The organism is Vibrio sp. 1078-1 (assembly GCF_033340475.1).
This window is the reverse complement of the sequence record NZ_JAWOWM010000002.1, coordinates 1-20,391: the sequence shown is the minus strand read 5'-3', so window position 1 is coordinate 20,391 and position 20,391 is coordinate 1. Positions and strand designations below refer to the sequence as shown.

The following is a 20,391-nucleotide window of genomic DNA, read 5'->3' as shown; positions in this document are numbered from 1 at the left end:
TATACAAAAATCAGTAAAACTTAGACAATCTAAGTTATCTAAAGGTTGAAAAGAAATGAGTAAGTGCAGAAAGACAACCCAATCCCAGCGAGGCTCAAAGCTGCGCGTAAAAAAGCCAAAATCACCCAAAAAGATTTAGGGGTGAAAATTGGTATGGAACCAAGTTCTGCTAGTGGTCGAATGAACCATTACGAGAAAGGTAGGCACGTACCAGATATTGGTACACTTGAGCGTATGGCTGAAGAGTTAGATGTGCCACTAAACTATTTTTTCTGTAGAAACGAATTGAGCGCTGAATTGGCATGCGCAATTGATAAGATGAGTGATGAAGAGAAGGCAGCGTTGCTGAAGAGTTTGAAGAGCGAGGGGTAATATTAGGCTTTAAGTCCATTTTTGGTCAATAACATGCTCAACGGAATTGCATCCGTAAAACGTGGAGCAAGTATTTTATCTTCTGAAGCGATGGCATTTAGGTTGTAAGACGATCCAGAGTCAATTTGATGAAGACGAAGCTCCTCTACAGGACAATTGAAGGGATTATCCAAATAGGGAAACTTAAACGAAAACGTGCGTGACAATATCGCTTTGTCTATCGTATCGACATTCTCATTGAAACTCATAAGTAGTGCATCTTTCAAGAAGTGCTTTAACGCTCGACACTCCCCTTTACACATAACAAACAAAGGATATAACACCTCATTTTTTGTAAGCACTGGCGCTTCATCAAAACCCATTCTCGCACTCAAACCTGCGACAAATTTCGCAAAGTGCTTTTTTTGCTCCAAGTCAAAGCCATAAGTTGCCACTTCACTCGAATGGTTGGTAGCTTTCAGCAGCTTAAAATAATGAATCTTTCGTCTCCAACTCAATCGCGAATTCCATTGTGGCTCTGTCGCTATGACATCAGCATATGGCATACCAACCAGCACAAACGAGACTTTTGCTTCTTCACTTATATATTTGAATGTATTCGCAATAGTTTGCCTTTCTTCTGCTGTAGAAAACTCCACAAGCTCTTGAATTTCATTGACGATAATCAGCTCAACAGATTTACGTTTAAGTTGCTTTACAACAGCCTCTCCAAGAGCAATTTCATTACGTCGTCGAGTACCTCTTTCGCCCGACTTTCCATCTAAATCGACTAAAAACTGTGTGAGCGTATTCTGCTCATTTATACGGCTCGGTACTCTGGTACTGAGAACTGGTTGTTTTCCCCAAGTTGAACCCGATTGATAGCGCGAGACATAGTTGTTGATCATAGCCGTCTTTCCACTTCCAGCTTCACCGGTTATTAGAAAAGATTCCGGTTCACCGCCAAGAGAGTGGTTGAAACGAAGTTGATCCAAAATAGAGTAGATTTCAGTTATTTCAGGGTACTCGATAAAGCAAGTTTCAAAGGACTTTAGTTGCTCAAACTGACTAGATGTTAAGTTCAAATTAATACCCCTCAATATCTTCGAAATCATCATTAGATAATTGCCCTGAGACATCGAACAACACCGTATTTTCTTGTTTAACTTGAGTCGTATTGATTGAGCTTGGTCCGTCTGAGCCCACATCATTAAACTTTGCTAATTTCGAAGTATTGCCCGTTTTAGGCAAGCTAGACTTACTACTTTTTGCACTGTGGAACCTATCGGTTTCTTCCTGAATACGTTTTTTCATATATAGAAATGTGTCCGCAAGTGCCTCATCGTCAGCAAGCTGCTTAGTGTTAAGCCTACGTACTTTTTGTATTCGCTCATGCTCAAAAAGGGACAGCCCTTTTGTATATCCGCTGTTGTCTACCGCTGGAACTTTTACGTACCTCTTTTCAGATTCTAGGTAAACATGAATAGAACTGATATCAGAAGGGTCTGTTTTGGTCTTAACAAACAGCTTTTTGCCATTGTTGGATGCCCAATATTTACGGTATTCAATAAGTTCTGAGGACTGATAGCGTAGGTTATGAAGCCTGATCCCTGCCACTCCAATGGTTCTGTGTCTAAGCAAACCTAGCTCAACTCTAAGCTGCTCCTTCTCAGCACCATCGTAGTAGGAAGGAGTCCATTCCGATTGGTTCCACTTGTGGTATGGAATATCACGCTCTCTTGAATCTGGAGCCATGTGGTAATAATCGACAATCCACTTATGGAGTAATTCAAGAAACACAGAAACTCTAACCACCGCATCCTTCTTTGGGTTGTAATCTTGTAGTTGAGTAGGATTGGTGAATGTTTTTCCAGGTAGTGCGTTCACTAACCCCTTGTTCATCTGATCAAACAACTTTTCGATCCCTGACTTTCGCCAAGGTTTAGCAGCTTGGCTGTATTGAATGTCAGACACTAGAGGCCGTAACGAGTCTTCTAAGCTTTGACTCCAAAACTCAGCGCCATTATCGACAACTAAACAGTCTATTTTACCGTGACAAGGCCATTCATTATCAATAGATGGATACTTTTGTTTTACCCAGCTCTTATCTAGTACCGAGTTCAATAGCGCCTTTCTGACAGAGTCAAAACTAGGTTCTCTAAAGTTGATGCTGCAACCTACGATACATTTACTGAAACGGTCATACAGCATCGTGAGATAAGGCCGCCCCAAAGGAATGTCTAGCTCATCATCAATTAGAATAACTGGAACTGGGGTATGATCAATTTCGACATATTCCATTGGTTTGGCCGCAACGACTTGCTGACCAACCGAGCGAAATTCTCGGTCTGCGTATCGTTTGCCAAACCTTGCGATCGCTACCTCATATGGAGGTAAGTCGTGTATTCGATTATAAAAAGAACGCTCTGAAATTAGTTTAATTTTCCCCTCGACAATCCCGCGATTTATTTGAATCACTCGACTCTTATAGTATCGGTATGCTTCTGCAACGCTAAGTCGTTCACGTGTCAGGTATACGTTCTGAATTGCCTCGTCAATCAAGGATTTCGAATCCATTTCTTTTTGGCGGTTGCCCTTAAACGTATGCTTCGGAATAAGTGCACATGGGTCTTTACCCGCTTCAAAGTAATATTTTTTCCAAGTTGCTAAAGTTCGCCAACTCGGGGGAGTGAGCTGTAATTCTGGTTCAATGAGACTTAAGATAGGGGTCAAGTTTTTCTCGGTCCATCCACCTTTTAAACGCTTCTCCACGAAATCGATGATTTTGATACGACGGATAACTTCTTGCTGTACCTTCGGAGATTGAGAATCAATAGTTGAAGAGATTTCAATAGGTTCTTGAATTAGCTCTATTGGAAGCGGCTGAGACTCTCCCTCTGAAGCTTCAAACTCATCAAAGAACCCAAATATGTTATTAGAGTCCGATGACATGGTTAACACCAAACGTAGGTTTCGAGACCAAAGCCAATGCCGTTTAGGTCTGTTTTAACTTGCCCCGAAGAGATCCAAGGTAGAGTAGAGATAAGTGTGTCCTTCTCCGATAAACCGAAATACAAAGACACCTCTTGTAACTTCACCATTTGTTTACGTTGAATAAACGCCAACACTAACTTTTGAAACTCAGTCACGGTTCGCAATCCAGAGTAACGGTGTAGTAGCTTAAAGTTATTTAAAGTTGGACCCATTCTAATTTGCTTCTCAGTAACTAAAACTAAGCGTCTGTTAAAGTCATTCAATGCAACTCTTTGTTTCTCTTTAAATCGGTCCCTGAAGTCAGGTTTGAGAATCTGGCTAGAGTGTTTTACTTCGAAGAAAATTGAATGGTCATCGTGATCTGTCGCCAAAAAGTCGGGGGTATATCGGCATTTTCGATTATTGAATTGATAGTTGAAGCCAAAAGGTTGGGAGGTAAAGCTTTTGATGTCTGCGTTATATTCGAGGTGAAAACAGAAATCAAACTCTAAAATGGACAGAGTGCGAACAACTGCATCATTCTTCAAGCTCATGAACTTACAGATGTTGTGTACGTGAGATGACTTCTTGGTTTGGTCGAACATAGCAAAATCACTTTTGTTGTAAACCCACAACAAAAAAATAGACTATGAAGACTTATGGTGCAAATATGAAGAAAGCCTGCAATTTATGCGAACATATATTGCAGGCTTCACAAAGGGTGGGACCCCAGCCACATCCCGGCACACAAGTCACACGCTGCGGCTGCTTCCTTCCGGACCTGACCGAGTTCACGAGCTATTGTTGCGAGAGGACCAGAGCCCCATAATTCTTTTCGAGAGGTCTTGCCTCAATCGATGGGGCGATTATTCAGTATCAGCTCTCATAATGCAAGAGCAAAAACCTTGAATTTCATCATTTCATTACCGTTTGAACAAAACTCGATCAATTCATTCCTTTATGATGAAACCGTGCAGTCACGATAAGAGGAGTCGTGCCGTGAGGACTGCTTACTCATGTACATGTCTTCATCAGCCAAATGCATCGCTTGCTCTAAGCTCATGTGCCGTTCCCTTTTTGCAGAGAAACCAATAGAGATACTTATAGACTCCAAATCACTACATAATTTGCCTTTCACATCGATTCTACTGAGCTCTCTCATTGCTCTAGTTAACTCGGCTTGCGTAGGATAACCCAGTAATATGAACTCATCCCCTCCAATTCGATAACATCTTCCCGACCAGACATAATGAATTTTTAGCGCCAGTAGTTGTAAAACTTCGTCCCCAGCGCGATGACCATAAGTGTCATTGATTCGTTTGAAATGATTAATGTCTAAGTAAAGTATGGATAGATCTTTGTTTACTCCTTTTCGATACTTTACTTGCAACGCACGACGATTCCTTAACCCTGTTAAGTTGTCAGTGTTCGATTGACGGTAAAGATAAAGCGAAACACAAATAGCAAACAATAATACAAAGATAAACACAGCTTGTGTTTGCGTCGCTAATCGAATCTCATATTCAAGTGCGGTACGCCAATCTGGGCGTACATCGTACTGAGCAATGATCTTATCAACTTCTAACATCGCTATCGCTCGACTGAAGAAAGGCGCAAGCATGGCTCCTTTTTCATTCGCGACCAATCCAACAGAGAGTTGTGACTCATAAAACTCGCCAATAGCGGTATCCTGCTCTATCGGAACCAATTCACTGAGACGTAAAAAATGATTGAGCATCGCCGTATCCATCGGAATGTAATCGACTTCTTCATTTAGTAGCCCCTGAATGAGCTCTTGTTGGGTACGATAACGTTTGAGTTCTTTTAGCGGTAACAGTTGCGTCATCATTTGATCGAAAAAGTCATCCTTAACTACGCCAATCCGCTCAGATATCAACTGTGAAACATGAGAGTATGTGCTCGGTTTGTAACCTAAACGCTTGACCATCACCGATGCTGGCGCGTAATGGGGCTTTGGAAAGTAGCTAAATGCGCGCCGCTCACGGCTGACCGTTAACGGCGCCAAAATTTCGAAATTACCTTGGATAAACTCATGGTACATAGAACCCCAGCTTTCACCAGGCTCACTAATGATCAAGCAGTTTAAAGCCAAGATCTCACAGCTTCTCAGGACTACATCAGCCGTCATCCCTTCGACACTACCATCTGCGTTGTATACAACATATGGAAAGATAGATTCGAGCTTAATCCGTATTGGTTCATTAAAATCAAGGGGTAATAAACGAATAGAATCACGCAACGCTGCTCGCCTTAATTCAAATTGATACTGGGAAATTTCTTCGCGAAGCTGCTTTTGCACCGCTTCCCCGTGAATAAACGTAGCGAACGTGTCCAACTCTTCAAGATGATGATCTTTTTTACTGATGATGGATACGGGCTTTATCGAAATCTGATCATTGAGCATCTTGGCGTCAAACCCCTCCATCAGCATCGGCTTGAGCTGGTTAATGGCATCGACAACGCCATCCACAGCACCTGAACGTAGCAGTGTTACTGCTTGTTCGTGACCTTGATAAGAGATCTGTTCTAGCTCAGGGTAGTGTTGTTTAAGTAATTGGGCATAAACTGTATCTTTGGGGACGCCAACACGCGAAATGTCACTCAACGTCGAATCTTTTAAACCAAAGAGGTAGGTATATTCGATATTTGTTGGGCGGGAATAACTAAAACGTTGAGCACGTTCTTGTGTGTAAGTGATATTCGCAGCAAAGTCCGCTTCCCCATTCGCTACTGAATTTAGAATGGCATCAAAGCTGGAGTAGTTCACGTATTGAACGGTAAAGCCAAACTCCTTTGAAGCAGCATTGAAAAGAACACGAGTGACGACATCATCCGCTTCAGTCGCGACTTTATAATGAGCAATTAAAGGGGCTTCGGCTTTTACATTCAAACTCAAGAGGCAACATGCAAAAAGCAACAGTGTTCGAGCAAAAGTTGTCATGACAAACTTATCTTAAATCAACCACTTATATTGTGGTTATTATTATTGGAAGTGTAGTAAATATGAAATGAAGAACATATACTAATCTCCATTTTGTTCCACAACCAATTCGATACTCTGCCGCACATGTCACTTTTTACCTGACTAAAAACTCATAATTCAGCCTGTTCATCGCTACTACGTAAAATATAGTCAGTCATCCAAGCCGTCCCTAACAAACAGATCCAAACCACGAAAACAGGGTTTGGCACATCCGTGGTCGGGCTGACGACTAAAGCGGCAAAACCCACAGTCGGCAATGTCCAACATAATAATTTGCTCCAACGAATGGTATGTTGAAGCTTCGCAAGTGCTTCCATTGACGCTAACATTCCCGTCAAACTTAACGCCATAAGAACGGCGTACGGTAGGCCTGCAATCCACAATGGGAGCAACAAAAACAACGGCCACCAGCTGTGTTTATTGGATGGCGTCCAATGCGCAGCCGACCACCACATCGCCATAACCGCAATGGTTTGAACCACTGTAACCCAAGCAGAACCATCCAGCTTACCGCCTTGCTGTGTGACCATAAGACCAACTTGCAGTGTAAGTACAATAAGACCAGCGGTGAGCAACACACCTAAAGAGCTTCTACGAGAAAATACCACCATTAAAAGTGGGAAAAGGATCAAAACACCAACCGACAAAGCAATTGGCTGCATTGAGAGTGTCGCACCAAAAGCCATCATCGCGCCCAGCAATACTAAGCCAGCGAACCCACCTTGTGGCAGAACCCACAGCGCGGGGATCATAAGTGCAAGAACGGGAATGTCACCCTCGCTCAAACTCATCGCCCGAACACAGACAACAGCGAGTAAGGTCGTAACGAAAAATTGAAGTGTCGATAAAATCATAGCGCCTCCTGGCTTCCCCACCTACTTGGTAACTCAACGGCAAAAACTGGGATTGAAAGTCGTTGAGAGGGTCTAGATTCAAGCTTAGCTTGCGTTTGCTTCATGCTGTTTAAGGCTCATCAACCAACGACACTAAAGAACAGAAAATGTAATTCTTCAAAGTGAGTCGCTGGCAACACAAGGGTTAAGAACCGTTAGCAATATACAAGTCCAATGGTTTACCATTCCTTAGTAACCCAAAATAGACACTTTTGAGTATGGACCAATTTTTAGCGCAAATCTTTGCTGTAATTCACCAAATTCCAAAAGGAAAAGTCTCCACCTATGGGGAAATTGCCAAAATGGCCGGTTATCCGGGCTATGCGAGACATGTTGGTAAAGCACTGGGCAACTTACCAGAAGGCAGTAAACTCCCCTGGTTTAGAGTGGTAAATAGCCAAGGAAAAATATCTTTAAAAGGCAGAGACTTAGAGCGACAAAAAAAGAAATTAGAAGCAGAAGGGATTGAAGTATCGGAAGTTGGCAAAACTTCACTTAAAAAATACAAATGGCAGCCTTAAGCTGCCATTTTTTGTTCTCAGTACGTCGTATTAACGTGTTCCAACTAGACGAATATCTAATTGGTGAGTTTGTGCTTCATCTGTAATAACACCGTTATGTGTGTCGCTGATAAAACGCAGCTTTCCATCTACCTCAATGCGAGCACGAACGCTGTAACGATGGTTTGGTTTGATTTCATTGCTGTCGTAACTCAACTCAAAAGAAAGAGGAACTTGCTTACCTTCTGTTTCGAATGTCTGTTTCGCCAACACTTTTGCTGGCGCATCCGCCAAGGACACATCTTCTAACGCAATAGTAACCACTGCGTTTGGTGGCAAGGCAATCCGCTCGCGATAAGCCACTGTACCTGTAATCGTCTTCATTGACGCTTCTGTAGATTCCATTTCTGTATTTTGAGAAGTTTGGCAACCCACTAACGCAGCCCCAAAGAGTAGAGAAGTAACAAGTAGTAGTGTTTTTTTCATATATTCCTCGAAAAGAGCATTAAACCGAGGCAATTATAGGTGTGGAATATAAAACTGTCTGCTTCCTGTCACTTTATTTGACAATAGTTTGACTGAGTTAGAATTTATCAAACAATTGATTTTGTTTCATAATTGGAACAATACTATTTCTAAGTTACTCAATAGTTCTTAACTATGCCACTTCACAAGAGTGAGGCTGTTGAGGTAACTTGGAATGAAAGACAACGGTGAGGAGACACAATGAGTAAACCACTACGAGAATTGCTCAGCCTACTACAACTCGAAAAATTAGAAGAAGGCTTGTTTCGTGGCCAAAGTGAAAACCTAGGTTTGCCTCAAGTTTATGGCGGTCAAGTAATTGGGCAAGCGCTTTCTGCTGCGCGCTACACCGTTGAAGAAACACGCACGGTACACTCCTTCCATAGCTATTTTTTGTACCCTGGCGATCCAGAAAAACCTATTATTTATGATGTAGAAAATCTGAGAGATGGCCGTAGCTTTAGCACTAGACGCGTAAAAGCAATTCAAAATGGACGCCCTATTTTTTACCTAACCGCATCCTACCATGGCGATCAACCTGGGTTTGATCATCAAAAAGAAATGCCAGATATCCCTGGTCCAGAAAACTTTGCCTCAGAGAGTGAGCTCGCAAGCCATATTGCAGAATTTCTACCCAAACGCTTACGCAAAACATTTTGCGGGGAAAAGCCAATCGAAACTCGCCCCGTTACGGTTATCAACCCTTTGAAGCCCAAAAAAGCAGAACCCAAACAGTACCTTTGGATTCGTGCTAATGGTGAAATGCCAGAGAATCAGCTAATTCACCAGTACCTTCTGGCCTACGCATCCGATTGGGGATTCCTTGTGACAGCAATGCATCCACATGAAGTCTCATTAATGACGCCTAACTTTCAAGTGGCCACCATTGACCACTCTATCTGGTTCCATCGTCCGTTTAAGATGGATGAATGGCTTCTATATGCGATAGAGAGCCCAACGGCGAGCAATACTCGTGGGTTGGTCCGTGGCGAAATATACAACCAGCAAGGTCACTTAGTGGCGACCGCCGTGCAAGAAGGGGTGATGCGCTACACGAAATAGCTCGTGTTCGCCAGACGAAAAAAGGAGTGCTGTTCCGCACTCCTTTTTTAAGGGGTATCAAACGATGATTAATTTGGTTGATACTTCATGTTAATAACCGACCATTCGTAAAGTGATTTCGGGTAACCATATTCGCCTTTCCCGTAAATGACATTTGGGTCGGCATAGAATCCACCTTTATTCGTTGCTAAAAATTCACGAACCCCACGACGGTAAGTAATCACAGGTGCTACTAACTCATACTCTACCTTTTCCATCTTCGAGTCATCAATTATTAAGAACCGAGTCATACGAATCGTGCTGCCGTTGGTGCAGTACCCTGGGTCATCATAGTCAATTGCTTCAAAAGGCTTGAGATCATCTTCGAACAGCTCTGATGTACATCCATCAAATCGAGCTAAGTGTACCCACGCTCCTTTTATTAGAGTTTGGTCATCGTTACCCACCGGCTTGAATGCAAGTAGTGCAATCTTACCTTTGCCGTATAATTTCAATTCTTCGTCCGTTGGCTCTCGCACTGAACGAACGTTCATCAAACCAAACTCACTTTCTTCTAAGTTAGAAAACTCACGTGCATTTAGCGTGCTAAACAATACTGTTTGTTCAGTTTCAAGCAATGTATATTGATCCGCAACACCTTCATCTGCAAAGCTTAGATACAGCTGGACTTTCTTACTTTCCAACGCTTTGTAATCTCGAGATTCTCCTTCCGAAACGTCGAGAGAAATCCAACGTCTTTTTACTGGTGGGAGGTCAAGTAACGTCAGCTCTTCCTTATCAACATCTAATGAAGCGACTCCTTTAATTGTTGAGCTGGATATTTGATAGCTGCGGTTTCCTATTGGTGTACCAAAGTCTAGCTTAACCTTTTTAAATGGTTCAAATTCCACCTTCATTGTAGAAGCACTTAAACCAGGGTGATTCGCTTTGTTAATAGTGCCATTTACGACGATTGTTTTAGCTTTGTAGTTGCGCCCAGTAAGAGTAACCTCTAATTGGTACGTGCCTGCATGCAGGATTTTCAAACGCCCTGTATCAGGAGAAACTAGCTCGACCACAGGGTCTTTTTGGTTAATAAGACGGTAACTTGCCTTCGCAGTCCCACCACTCATCACTGGTGAGATAACACTACCAGCGGAGAATTCTACCGTTGGGTAAGTAACCGATACAGGGTTTGTGCCTTGTTTAATCGTGACCGAGAAACTACTTTCACCCGGATCCACTTTGTCGTCCCCCGCATCCGAAACAATAATTTTTGTGCTACCCGCGTTAAGAATTTGCATGGCACCCGTTTGGCTGTTTAAGGAAACCACATCTGTTGCAGCGTTGTCTGCAAATCGGTACGTAACTTCTCCAACCGTACCAGAGATTTTCGGCGCAACAAATGTTTGGCCAACCTTCCAAATCTCTTCCACATCGGATTGAACTTCAATTCGGCTCGGCGCACTCAAAATTGTCACATAGACTTTTTGATCAGGACCAACAGTATAATTCGCGCTCTCTTTTCTGCGCACAGTTAGCGTCGCTTTACCCGCTTTATACACATGGAGACGTCCTTCACTAAAACCACCGACAACATCTGGTGCGGTGTTATCTACAATCTCAATTTGCTCGTCAGCACTCAAACCAAAATCACGGTGAAGATCAAAACTGTATTTGTTGCTGTACACAACGTCATAATCGTGCGTTGCCATCGGTTGGCCTTCAGCCTTTGCAACTTTAATGACGACATTAAATTGAATAGGTTGGTAGAACTCCCCACCATCGTCTTCAAACTTAAGGCCGTACTCACCCGCAGTCACTACCTCCAACTTGCCGTCAGTCATTCGTAAGCCATTAGGTAAGCTGCTAACTAGATTTACGTTACCTTTTTGCCCTTTAAACGCCAGAGGGATTGAAAGATTTGGTTGATAGGTAAGCGGCATTTCAATGTCTTTTATAACGGGATGAGGCGCGCGATTAACTTCAAGATCAAAACGAGTTTTGCTTGCAGGATAATTACGCATATCATGCTCGTAAATTTCCACTTCAGCAGCACCAACACCTTTGATCAGTAATGCTTCACCATTTTCTGTTTTAGCAACAACGTCTTCACCACGAATGATTCTCAGCTCATAGTCACCGTAGGCGTTCGTCACCTTAGGGAAAATTCGTCCACCTTCCTCATAAGTTGTGACGATATCCGCTGCGCTGATTTCTTGACGCTTGCCTTGTTTTACATCCACAAAAAATTGCGCTGTTTGCTGTTTATCCAGAAACGCGTCGCTGTAAGTTGCTGTCGCTTCAACCGTTAATTGCCCAACATTATGAACAAGAAGCAAACCCGTTTCAGGGTCTAGCAACTCGGCCACCTTGCTGTCTGGTACGCTATTTATAATTTTGTAAGAAATACGTTGCGTTTGAGCTTTATCTAAACGCACTGGTTCTAACGTCAACCCTTCTCGATACTCGTCTTCAAGCAAAGCGAACTGTAATTGCCCCGGAGCTACTGCATGCAGTTTAACCGTAGCGCGAACTTGTTTCGGCAAGTAAAAGTCGTTACCTGAATCAGTAATCAGCACCGATGCCTGACCAACTGAACCTAATGAATATACCGAACCGTTCTCATCAACACGAATCAAGTTATGACCACTTTCTACCTCATAACTCAGTTCGCCTTTTTGGCCACGGACGATCAACGCTTTTCCTTCTGACTCAATCGCATTGAAATTCAGATCACTCACTGAAAGTTCAGTATTGATGCCTCGCTCTACAGTGACAGAAAATCTTGCTTCAGAAGATTCATAAGCAGAGCTACTATCTGTAGCAAGAATCGTCGCCGTTCCTGGGCGCAGAATTTGTAGTATTCCTGAGTCATTAATTTTCACGACATTTGGCGGATTAGAGTCAATGACTTGGTAAGATACCGACCCATGTACATTGCTCAGTTTTGCTTCAGTAACCGTTCCCACTCCTTCAAACTTCAACACCGTGTCTTCCACTTTTAATTGCGGACGGTTCTGCTTTGTTACCGTAGTTGGTGTCTTCGTATTGTTCGGCTTAGAGTCTCCCCCACCGCCACAGCCAGCGAGTAAAGCTGCGAGAAAAAGCAAATAGTAATTTCTGTTCATTTTTAGTAATACTTTGTTACATACAAGATGGGGCGATAATAATACGATGTTTTATTAATCACTATTCCCATTTTTGAGTACTTTATTACTTAAGTAATTGCTACTGTATTAATCCTAAAAACAAATACTCAAAAATAGCGACCAAATTACATGAAAACACAAAAAGCAAACGTTTAAATCAAACTCTTCCATTAATTTAGTAAAAATTAATATTCAATAAAATAAAACATGAAAAAGAAAGAGAAAAAATTGCGTTATTTTTTCTTTCATTATGATGTATAGGATTAATGGACTGTAAAAACAAATGGTTAATGAAAAATAGAAGAGAGAATAAATATCGTTTATATTTATAAAAATCTGGTAGGAAATAGTTTTAAAAGCATAATAAAACTACCTTTTAACATTTAAAATACTAAAAGGTAGAATTAACATTAGATAGAATTCTTATAGGGCGAGTTATTTTAGGATTGGTAACTCTGTTGTGTATTTAATGGACTCCATAGCAAATGTTGAAGTCACATTAGATAGCCCTTTTACGCTATTAACTAACCGCTTATAGAATTCGTCAAAACACTTCATATCTTTGACTAGTACTTTCATCATGTAGTCATACTCGCCAGCCATACGATAAAACTCCATTACCTCAGGAAAGTCACTCACAGTTGTAACAAAATGGTGATACCAACCTTCGGAATGATCAATCGTTTTTAACTGAACAAATGCAATGAAAGATAGCTCGAGCTTTTCTGCACTTAACAACGCCACGCGTTTTTCGATGTAGCCCTCTTCTTCCAACCTTTTCAAGCGCTTCCAGCATGGTGTTGTAGTAAGATTGACTCGCTCAGCCACGTCATTTAATGACAAGGTGCTGTCGGTTTGTAGTAAAGCAAGCAGCTGCTTATCTATTCGCTCTAAACTCATTTCTATAAAACCCATAAAATGTAGAAAATTTTTCTACAAAAACCTTTATTAAGAGTAACAATAGCAAAGTTTTTCTCGAAAATTATAGATAAATTATCCCTATCTAATACTTATCTATCGATTTCCCCAAGGAGAGACGCCATGTGTACTGACCACAATTGGATCAACAATGCAGTGCGTAAAATTGAAGCAGACTTCCAACGTTCTGCTGATACTCATTTATTTAAACTTGAACTGCCTTCTCTTGATGGTATCGATATCTACCTAAAAGATGAGAGCACGCATCCAACAGGCTCTCTGAAACACCGATTGGCGCGCTCATTATTTCTTTACGCTATTTGTAATGGATGGATTGGTCCTGAAACCACTGTAATCGAGGCGTCCTCAGGCAGCACTGCCGTTTCGGAAGCGTATTTTGCGCGTTTACTTGGCTTACCGTTCATTGCCGTCATGCCGAAAACCACTGCACGTAAAAAGATCGAACAAATTGAATTTTACGGTGGTAAAGCGCACCTTGTTGAACGATCAGATCAGATTTATGACGAGTCTCGACGCTTGGCTCAAGAGTTAAATGGTCACTACATGGATCAGTTTACTTATGCTGAACGTGCGACTGACTGGCGCGGTAACAACAACATCGCGAACTCTATCTTTAGCCAAATGGAGTTAGAAGATCACCCGATTCCTAGCTGGGTAGTGATGAGTCCTGGAACAGGTGGCACATCAGCAACCATTGGCCGTTTTATTCGTTACCAAAAATACGACACTAAGCTTTGCGTGGTAGACCCTGAAAACTCAGTGTTTTACGATGCTTTCCAGTCAGGAAATCACTCATTGAAAGGCGATACTGGCAGCAAAATTGAAGGTATCGGGCGACCACGTGTCGAACCAAGCTTTATTGCTGGTGTCATTGATGAAATGCGCAAAATTCCAGACGCAGCCAGTGTGGCAACCGCCCATTGGGTATCTCAGCTGATTGGGCGTAAAGTCGGCGCATCAACAGGCACCAATCTTTACGGTGTGCTGCAATTGGCTTGTGAGATGAAACAACGCGGTGAGAAGGGTTCTATCGTGACGCTTCTATGTGATTCTGGAGAGCGTTACCTAGATACGTATTATGACTTAACATGGGTAAAAGAGAACATCGGCGATATTCAACCTTACTTAGCTCAACTCGAAGTCATTCAAGCAAAAGGTTGCGTTGAGCCAGCTTGTTGCGGCTCAACTAACGCTTAACGTGCAAACTGGACTTTAAAAAACAGCCCAACTTCATGCGGGCTGTTTTTATCGCTGGGTTTTACTTTTTCTGGCGCGCTTCAAACGCAGCCAATTGTTCTGGCGTTGCCGCTGGTTGATGATTTTGTTTCCATTCATCGTAAGTCATGCCGTAAACACGTTCGCGAGCGTCATCAATATCTAAATCCAAACCGAGATTTTCAGCCTCAGATTTATACCATTTGCTAAAGCAGTTGCGACAGAAGCCCGCAAGGATCATCAGGTCGATGTTTTGTACGTCTTTGTTGGCATCTAAATGCGCCAATAAACGGCGAAATGTCGCCGCGTCTAACTTATCTTGTTCTTCTTGAGTCAAGTTTTTGTATTTGAATTCAGCCACTTTCCTTTCCTTCTCTCTTATTTAACTAGCTTTCGTCACCATATCTAGTTAGTCGGTAGTCATGAGTAAGAAGTATGCTTTAGCGCAACAATTCCCATTCTAAAATCACTACCTTTGATAAAAGCTGATATGATAATTACCATCCATCCTATTGATTAAATTAACATTTAAACAAATCATTACAACGGTCTTTTACCAAGGTTATCGTCTAGTTATGAAAAACGCCATTCTATTATTGTCTGCCTTGACCATTAGCGTGCCAACTTTAGCTGCTCAAGAACAAGCTCATCAATCTTATTTTTATCTGGGTACTGGTAACGTTGGTTTTGATACACCGTACTTCGGCTCGGATAGAGACAATGAGTGGTCAACACCACATATCACAGTGGGCTGGGGTTACCATGTAAACCAATACCTCGCGTTTGAAGGGGTTCTGCGCTATTCACAAAATGAACTTAAGAACGATGCTCTAAAAACTGACTTAGATCTTCACTATTACCAAGCAGGTATGTCTGCTGTTGTAACAAGTGATAACTTAGGCGATACGCCGCTGTCACTGTTTGGTCGCGTAACTGCGCTTGGCACTCAAGCTGAAATGTATGTTCCAAACGAACAAAAAGTCACAGATGATTCAGGCGCGCTATTCAACATCGGTGCTGGTGTCCATTGGGATATGAGCAAAGATATCTGGTTACGCGCAGAGTACATTTATAATGTCGCGGATATGGGTTTTGAAGATTTTTACGACAGCTACGAAGGTGTACAAATCAGCCTAGGGAAACGCTTCTAATCGAACGCTTCCGAGCTAACTTTAAACCGATAAAGAGAAGCCGAGGTTATTACCTCGGCTTTTATGTTTTAACGTTTGATTTAAGGGTGCGCTATACGGCCCTTCGTATCATGGCTAATTGCTTTGTTTAACTCTGCTTCTACATGACCTGGTGCTTGTGTTTTCGCCGAAATCAATCGGTACATTGCCGGGATAACAAACAAGGTCACCAATGTCGCAAACCCCATCCCGAAAAAGATTACCGTACCCACGGCAATACGGCTCTCATAACCCGCCCCTGTCGATACTATCAACGGAATTGCGCCAGCAAGTGTGGTAAACGCAGTCATCAAGATTGGACGTAGACGTCGCGCAGCTGCATCAATGATCGCTTTTTCAAACCCAACGCCACGATCACGTAGCTGATTGGCAAATTCTACGATCAAAATACCGTTTTTCGTCACCATACCAATCAACATGATCATGCCAATCTGGCTATAAATGTTCATACCTTGGCCCATAATAACCAAACCAAGGAAGCCACCAAATACACCCATCGGCACCGTAAACATGACCACTAACGGGTTTACGAAGCTTTCAAACTGAGCCGCCAACACGAGATACGCCACTAGTAGTGCCAATGCAAACACAACAGCAACACTCGCTTGGTTCTCTTTAAAGTCTTTCGACTCCCCCGAATAACTCACCGAAATGTCACCCGGTAAGTTGTCGATGGCTTCCTGGTCTAGGTAACTCAGCGCATCTCCTAATGTATAACCTTCCGACAGGTTGGCAGTAATAGTGATGGACTTCTGTTTGTTGTAGTGAGAAAGACGAATAGAGGCCGCCACTTCTTCAATTTTTGTGACCGCATCTAACGTCACTAGCTGACCGCTATTCGTGCGCAGATAAATCTGACTTAAATCTGCAGCATTATTAAAGCTATTTTCATCACCGCGAAGATACACATCGTACTCTTCGCCACGCTCAACATAAGTCGTTTCGCTTTTACCACCGAGCATGATTTCTAGGGTGTCAGAAATGTCTTTAACACTGACTCCTAGCTCTGCGGCACGCTGTCGGTCAACTGTAACCAATAACTCAGGCGTTTTTTCCGAGTAATCTATCTCTGCTCCTTCCATCATTGGTGATTCTTCTGCTTTGTTCTTTAGCATTTCAGCCCAAACAACGAGCTCATCGTAATCAGAGCCGCCTAATACGAACTGAACTGGCTCACTCGAACCACCTTGGAAACCTGGCATAAATGGGAACACTCGAACATCTGGGATACCCGCCAATTCTTTCCGTACTTTGTTAAGGGCTTGCTGAGCCGTGATATCACGTTCGTTCCAATCTTCTAGAATCATGATCACAAAGCCTGTCTGGTCTCCTGCCTGGCCACCAAACGCTGGCGTTTGGATACTGAATGACTTCAGATAACCTTGCCCTAGTAATGGCATCAATCGGTCTTCGACAATATCCATATTGGCTGACATACGATTGTACGACGTAGCATCTGCACCGCGCACAAACGCGAATATCACACCGCGATCTTCTTGTGGGGTCAGCTGAGCCGGTACCTGATTCATCAAGAAATAGCTACCGCCCAAACAAGCTAGAATCACCAGCGGAGCAGCCCAACGTACTTTCAATGCACCTTTCAATAATGCGCGATAGCCACTCTCAAGCTTGCTAAACAAGCGATCAACCGCTTCATTGAATCGATTTGGTTTTACATTCGCTTTCAAAATCTGACTACCTAATACAGGAGTCAGCGTCAGGGCAATCAAAGAGGAGAATATGACCGACATAGCCAGCAATACAGAAAACTCTGTAAATAGTAGACCTACCATGCCATCCATAAAGGAGATCGGTAAGAACACCATCACCAGCACTAATGTTGTTGCTATAACAGCAAAACCAACCTCTCTTGTGCCTTTATATGCGGCGAGTAATGGCGATTCACCGCGTTCAATATGGTGGAAGATATTCTCTACAACCACAATTGCGTCATCCACCACCAAACCAATCGATAATATCAACGCCATCAAGGTGATCAAGTTGATAGAAAACCCAAAGTAGTACGCGGCAATGAACGAAGAAATCAGAGAAACAGGTACCGTAACCGCAGGAATTAAGGTTGCACGAGCTTGGCCGATGAAAATGTACAACACCAAAATCACCAAGCCGCCCGTGATAAATAGCGTGCTGTACACCTCTTCGATTGAACGCTCGATAAATACTGTCGCGTCGTAATCTATCGCAAGACGTGTACCTTCTGGTAAGAACTTCTGGATGTTATCGACTTCAGACCTAACCAGCTTCGCAACCTCTAACGGGTTTGCGTCTGACTGCGGTACCACACCAAGACTGATGTTTACTACACCATCACTTTTGAAGGTTGAGTTTTCGTTTTCTGCACCAATGAAGACATCTGCTACATCTTTTAAATAGATAGGTGTATTGTCGCTTGCGCGTTTAATGACAAGATATTGAAAATCTTCAGGCGTGTTATAAGTACGAGCCGTACGCACGGACATTACCGTTGAGTCGTTGCGAACTTCACCACCTGGGCTTTCTAGGTTCTCACTTCGCAAAGCTGATGTAATGTCCGAAGCTGTAACTGAACGTCCAGCCATTAGTTCTGGCTTAAGCTTCACGTACATTACCTTGTACAAACCACCGGAGAGATCAATGGAGCTAACCCCAGAGATCAGGCTAAAGCGGTCCATCAATACACGTTCGGCATAATCGGTTAATTGAGTACGGTCCATCTCTGCAGAACTGAGATTGATATAGAGCGACGCCTCTCCCGAGCCATTGTTCTTATAAACAATAGGGTCATCCGCTTCATCAGGTAGCGAGCGCTGAGCACGAGCCACAGCATCACGCACGTCGCTCACACCTGTGTTGAGATCGTAACCTAATTCAAACGTGATCGTGATACGCGACATGCTGTTACGAGTAGTGGAGCTAATTTCATCAACTCCACTGATCCCAGAAAGCTGGTCTTCCAAAACGGAGGTAATTTGGCTTTCAATAATAGTCGCCGATGCACCCTCATAACGCGTACTGATAGAAACGACTGGGCTTTCTATATCAGGCATTTCACGAACGGCTAATTTGGTGAATGACACAAAGCCAAACACACACAACAGCATGCTCAGAACCAACGCCGCGACAGGGCGTTTAACTGAAACGTCGGACAGTAACATTAGTTTTCTTCCTCATCCGATTCACTGTCATTGCGTGTCACATCCGTGGTGTTCGCTTTTAGTGGCGCGACAATTTCTTTCACTTCGACACCATCACGCATGTTAACAATGCCTTGAACCACAATCTTGTCACCAATATCAACACCAGATTCGATCACCACCTCGTTACCAACACGAGCACCTAGCGACACTTCTTGACGAGTAGCTTTGTTGTTTTCATCAATTACATATACAAAACGTTTAGTTCCGGAGTATTCAAGCGCTTGAACAGGAATGATTGGCGCCTTAATAGCAGGAAATGCTAGTGAAGCGTTCATCAACATGCCCGGCTTCAATTGATTTTCTGGGTTATCAAACTCAATACGCACGCGAAGATTCAGTGTTTCGGCGCTGATACGCGTATCAATACCTGTGACTTGACCAGTAAAGATCTGGCTACCCCATGCACTGGTTTTAGCGATGACTTCCATACCAATAGAAAGCATCGATAAATAGCGCTCCGGTACTTGTAAATCCAGTTCCATGACGGAAAGATCATCCAACGTCAAAAGTTCAGTACCCGCACTGACCATTTTGCCGCGGCTAAAATCGATAAAACCAACAGTGCCAGAAAATGGAGCAGTAATATGGAGATCAGCTAAATTGGCTTGAGCAGCATCTAGCCTCGCTTGTGCTATTTCAACACTGGCTTTTTGTGCATCGATTTCAGTTTGAGTAATCGCATTCCGCTTAACCAAACGTTGGAACTCTTTTAACTTACGCTGTTCATCTTTTAGATACGCCTTTGCCTCAATCAAAGCGGCTTGAGCCTTATCGTCATCTAACTTAATTAATAACTGGTCTTGCTGAACATTTTGATTCGCTTTAACAGCGATTTGATTCACTTTGCCGGCGACTTCCGATGCGACAACCACAGACTCCGCTGCCTTTAATTTGCCGATAAGAGTTAAGGATTGATTGATCTCGTGCGTTTCTACTTGTTCAGTCACAACGGTAACCGCTGAGCCTCCTCGCATCGCAGCGCAAACCGATGGAGAACTCAGTAATATAGAAAGCGTTAAAACAGATAACGATAACGTGGCTTTCATGCTCATGATATTGACTTCTAAACGAATAAACTTATGTCATTAAACTGCTTACAGTTTATCAGTAGATACGGTGTTTAACGTCAAGTAGTGTAAATTCAAGTAAAAAGCGCGCTTCTCTTCTGTTCAAAGGACAAACAAAACGCTGACTTTCTACCATCTTTGCCCAAAAAGACAGCATTCAACGTAAAAACGTAAGAAAAACGCTTTACAGCCTGAGCGAGTTTGCTATGATTCGCTCCGCACTTGGGAGATGAGTTGGGAAAACATCTTACTAAGTATAAAAATCCTCTGGAGGGGTTCCCGAGTGGCCAAAGGGAGCAGACTGTAAATCTGCCGGCACTGCCTTCGATGGTTCGAATCCGTCC

General features: G+C 42.8%; 16 protein-coding genes, 1 tRNA gene and 1 other RNA gene. 6 read left to right on the top strand and 12 right to left on the bottom strand.

Going from position 1 to position 20,391, the window contains the following annotated elements:
• Positions 1–63 precede the first annotated feature (63 nt).
• Positions 64–372, top strand: coding sequence for a helix-turn-helix domain-containing protein (locus R7190_RS04055; protein ID WP_065646500.1), 309 nt, complete (start codon positions 64–66; stop codon positions 370–372).
• A 2-nt stretch (positions 373–374) separates the two neighbouring features.
• Here the strand turns inward: R7190_RS04055 and R7190_RS04050 are convergent, their stop codons facing one another.
• From R7190_RS04050 to R7190_RS04025, 6 genes are all read right to left on the bottom strand, one after another.
• Positions 375–1,469, bottom strand: coding sequence for a TniB family NTP-binding protein (locus tag R7190_RS04050; RefSeq protein ID WP_025577765.1), 1,095 nt, complete (start codon positions 1,467–1,469; stop codon positions 375–377).
• On the bottom strand, positions 1,438–3,303 hold the full coding sequence (locus R7190_RS04045) for a Mu transposase C-terminal domain-containing protein (protein ID WP_158159593.1): 1,866 nt from the start codon (positions 3,301–3,303) through the stop codon (positions 1,438–1,440). The genes R7190_RS04050 and R7190_RS04045 overlap by 32 nt, the downstream gene beginning before the upstream one ends.
• A 2-nt stretch (positions 3,304–3,305) precedes the next feature.
• Positions 3,306–3,929, bottom strand: a complete 624-nt coding sequence (locus R7190_RS04040; protein ID WP_025577761.1) for a TnsA endonuclease N-terminal domain-containing protein — start codon at positions 3,927–3,929, stop codon at positions 3,306–3,308.
• Between the two features lie 119 nt (positions 3,930–4,048).
• Positions 4,049–4,145, bottom strand: an RNA gene (gene ffs, locus R7190_RS04035) — signal recognition particle sRNA small type.
• A 137-nt stretch (positions 4,146–4,282) separates the two neighbouring features.
• The gene (locus R7190_RS04030; protein ID WP_017634751.1) at positions 4,283–6,286 is read right to left on the bottom strand and encodes a GGDEF domain-containing protein; all 2,004 of its coding nucleotides are present in this window, start codon (positions 6,284–6,286) and stop codon (positions 4,283–4,285) included.
• Between the two features lie 152 nt (positions 6,287–6,438).
• Positions 6,439–7,182 carry a hypothetical protein gene (locus R7190_RS04025; protein WP_005389942.1) on the bottom strand — a complete coding sequence of 248 codons (744 nt, stop codon included), beginning with the start codon at positions 7,180–7,182 and terminating at the stop codon, positions 6,439–6,441.
• Positions 7,183–7,439: 257 nt separating this feature from the next.
• Between R7190_RS04025 and R7190_RS04020 the strand changes: the two genes are divergently transcribed.
• Positions 7,440–7,742, top strand: coding sequence for a DNA base-flipping protein (locus R7190_RS04020; protein WP_005378570.1), 303 nt, complete (start codon positions 7,440–7,442; stop codon positions 7,740–7,742).
• Positions 7,743–7,772: 30 nt separating this feature from the next.
• On the opposite strand, the gene R7190_RS04015 is transcribed toward R7190_RS04020, so the two are convergent.
• Entirely contained in the window at positions 7,773–8,207 is a 435-nt protein-coding gene (locus R7190_RS04015) for a YbaY family lipoprotein (RefSeq protein WP_005378572.1), read from the bottom strand.
• Positions 8,208–8,447: 240 nt separating this feature from the next.
• Between R7190_RS04015 and tesB the strand changes: the two genes are divergently transcribed.
• Positions 8,448–9,308, top strand: a complete 861-nt coding sequence (gene tesB / locus R7190_RS04010; protein ID WP_005378575.1) for an acyl-CoA thioesterase II — start codon at positions 8,448–8,450, stop codon at positions 9,306–9,308.
• Between the two features lie 68 nt (positions 9,309–9,376).
• On the opposite strand, the gene R7190_RS04005 is transcribed toward tesB, so the two are convergent.
• Entirely contained in the window at positions 9,377–12,418 is a 3,042-nt protein-coding gene (locus tag R7190_RS04005; RefSeq protein WP_186584404.1) for a cadherin repeat domain-containing protein, read from the bottom strand.
• Between the two features lie 456 nt (positions 12,419–12,874).
• Positions 12,875–13,339 carry an Lrp/AsnC family transcriptional regulator gene (locus R7190_RS04000; protein WP_186584405.1) on the bottom strand — a complete coding sequence of 155 codons (465 nt, stop codon included), beginning with the start codon at positions 13,337–13,339 and terminating at the stop codon, positions 12,875–12,877.
• 141 nt (positions 13,340–13,480) lie between these two features.
• Between R7190_RS04000 and R7190_RS03995 the strand changes: the two genes are divergently transcribed.
• Complete coding sequence (locus R7190_RS03995) at positions 13,481–14,575, top strand: PLP-dependent cysteine synthase family protein (protein WP_005389952.1); 1,095 nt, start codon at positions 13,481–13,483, stop codon at positions 14,573–14,575.
• Positions 14,576–14,636: 61 nt separating this feature from the next.
• Here R7190_RS03995 and R7190_RS03990 read toward each other — a convergent pair whose 3' ends face one another.
• On the bottom strand, positions 14,637–14,954 hold the full coding sequence (locus tag R7190_RS03990) for a DUF1244 domain-containing protein (protein WP_005378586.1): 318 nt from the start codon (positions 14,952–14,954) through the stop codon (positions 14,637–14,639).
• A gap of 214 nt (positions 14,955–15,168) precedes the next feature.
• On the opposite strand from R7190_RS03990, the gene R7190_RS03985 reads away from it, so the two are divergent.
• The gene (locus R7190_RS03985; RefSeq protein WP_005378589.1) at positions 15,169–15,744 is read left to right on the top strand and encodes a porin family protein; all 576 of its coding nucleotides are present in this window, start codon (positions 15,169–15,171) and stop codon (positions 15,742–15,744) included.
• Positions 15,745–15,824: 80 nt separating this feature from the next.
• Here R7190_RS03985 and vmeF read toward each other — a convergent pair whose 3' ends face one another.
• Together vmeF and R7190_RS03975 are read right to left on the bottom strand one after the other, a co-directional pair.
• Complete coding sequence (vmeF, locus tag R7190_RS03980) at positions 15,825–18,938, bottom strand: multidrug efflux RND transporter permease subunit VmeF (RefSeq protein ID WP_042522140.1); 3,114 nt, start codon at positions 18,936–18,938, stop codon at positions 15,825–15,827.
• On the bottom strand, positions 18,938–20,032 hold the full coding sequence (locus R7190_RS03975; protein ID WP_042522142.1) for an efflux RND transporter periplasmic adaptor subunit: 1,095 nt from the start codon (positions 20,030–20,032) through the stop codon (positions 18,938–18,940). Before R7190_RS03975 ends, vmeF begins: the two co-directional genes overlap by 1 nt.
• A gap of 292 nt (positions 20,033–20,324) precedes the next feature.
• Here R7190_RS03975 and R7190_RS03970 point away from each other — a divergent pair.
• Positions 20,325–20,391: transfer RNA gene (locus R7190_RS03970), tRNA-Tyr, on the top strand.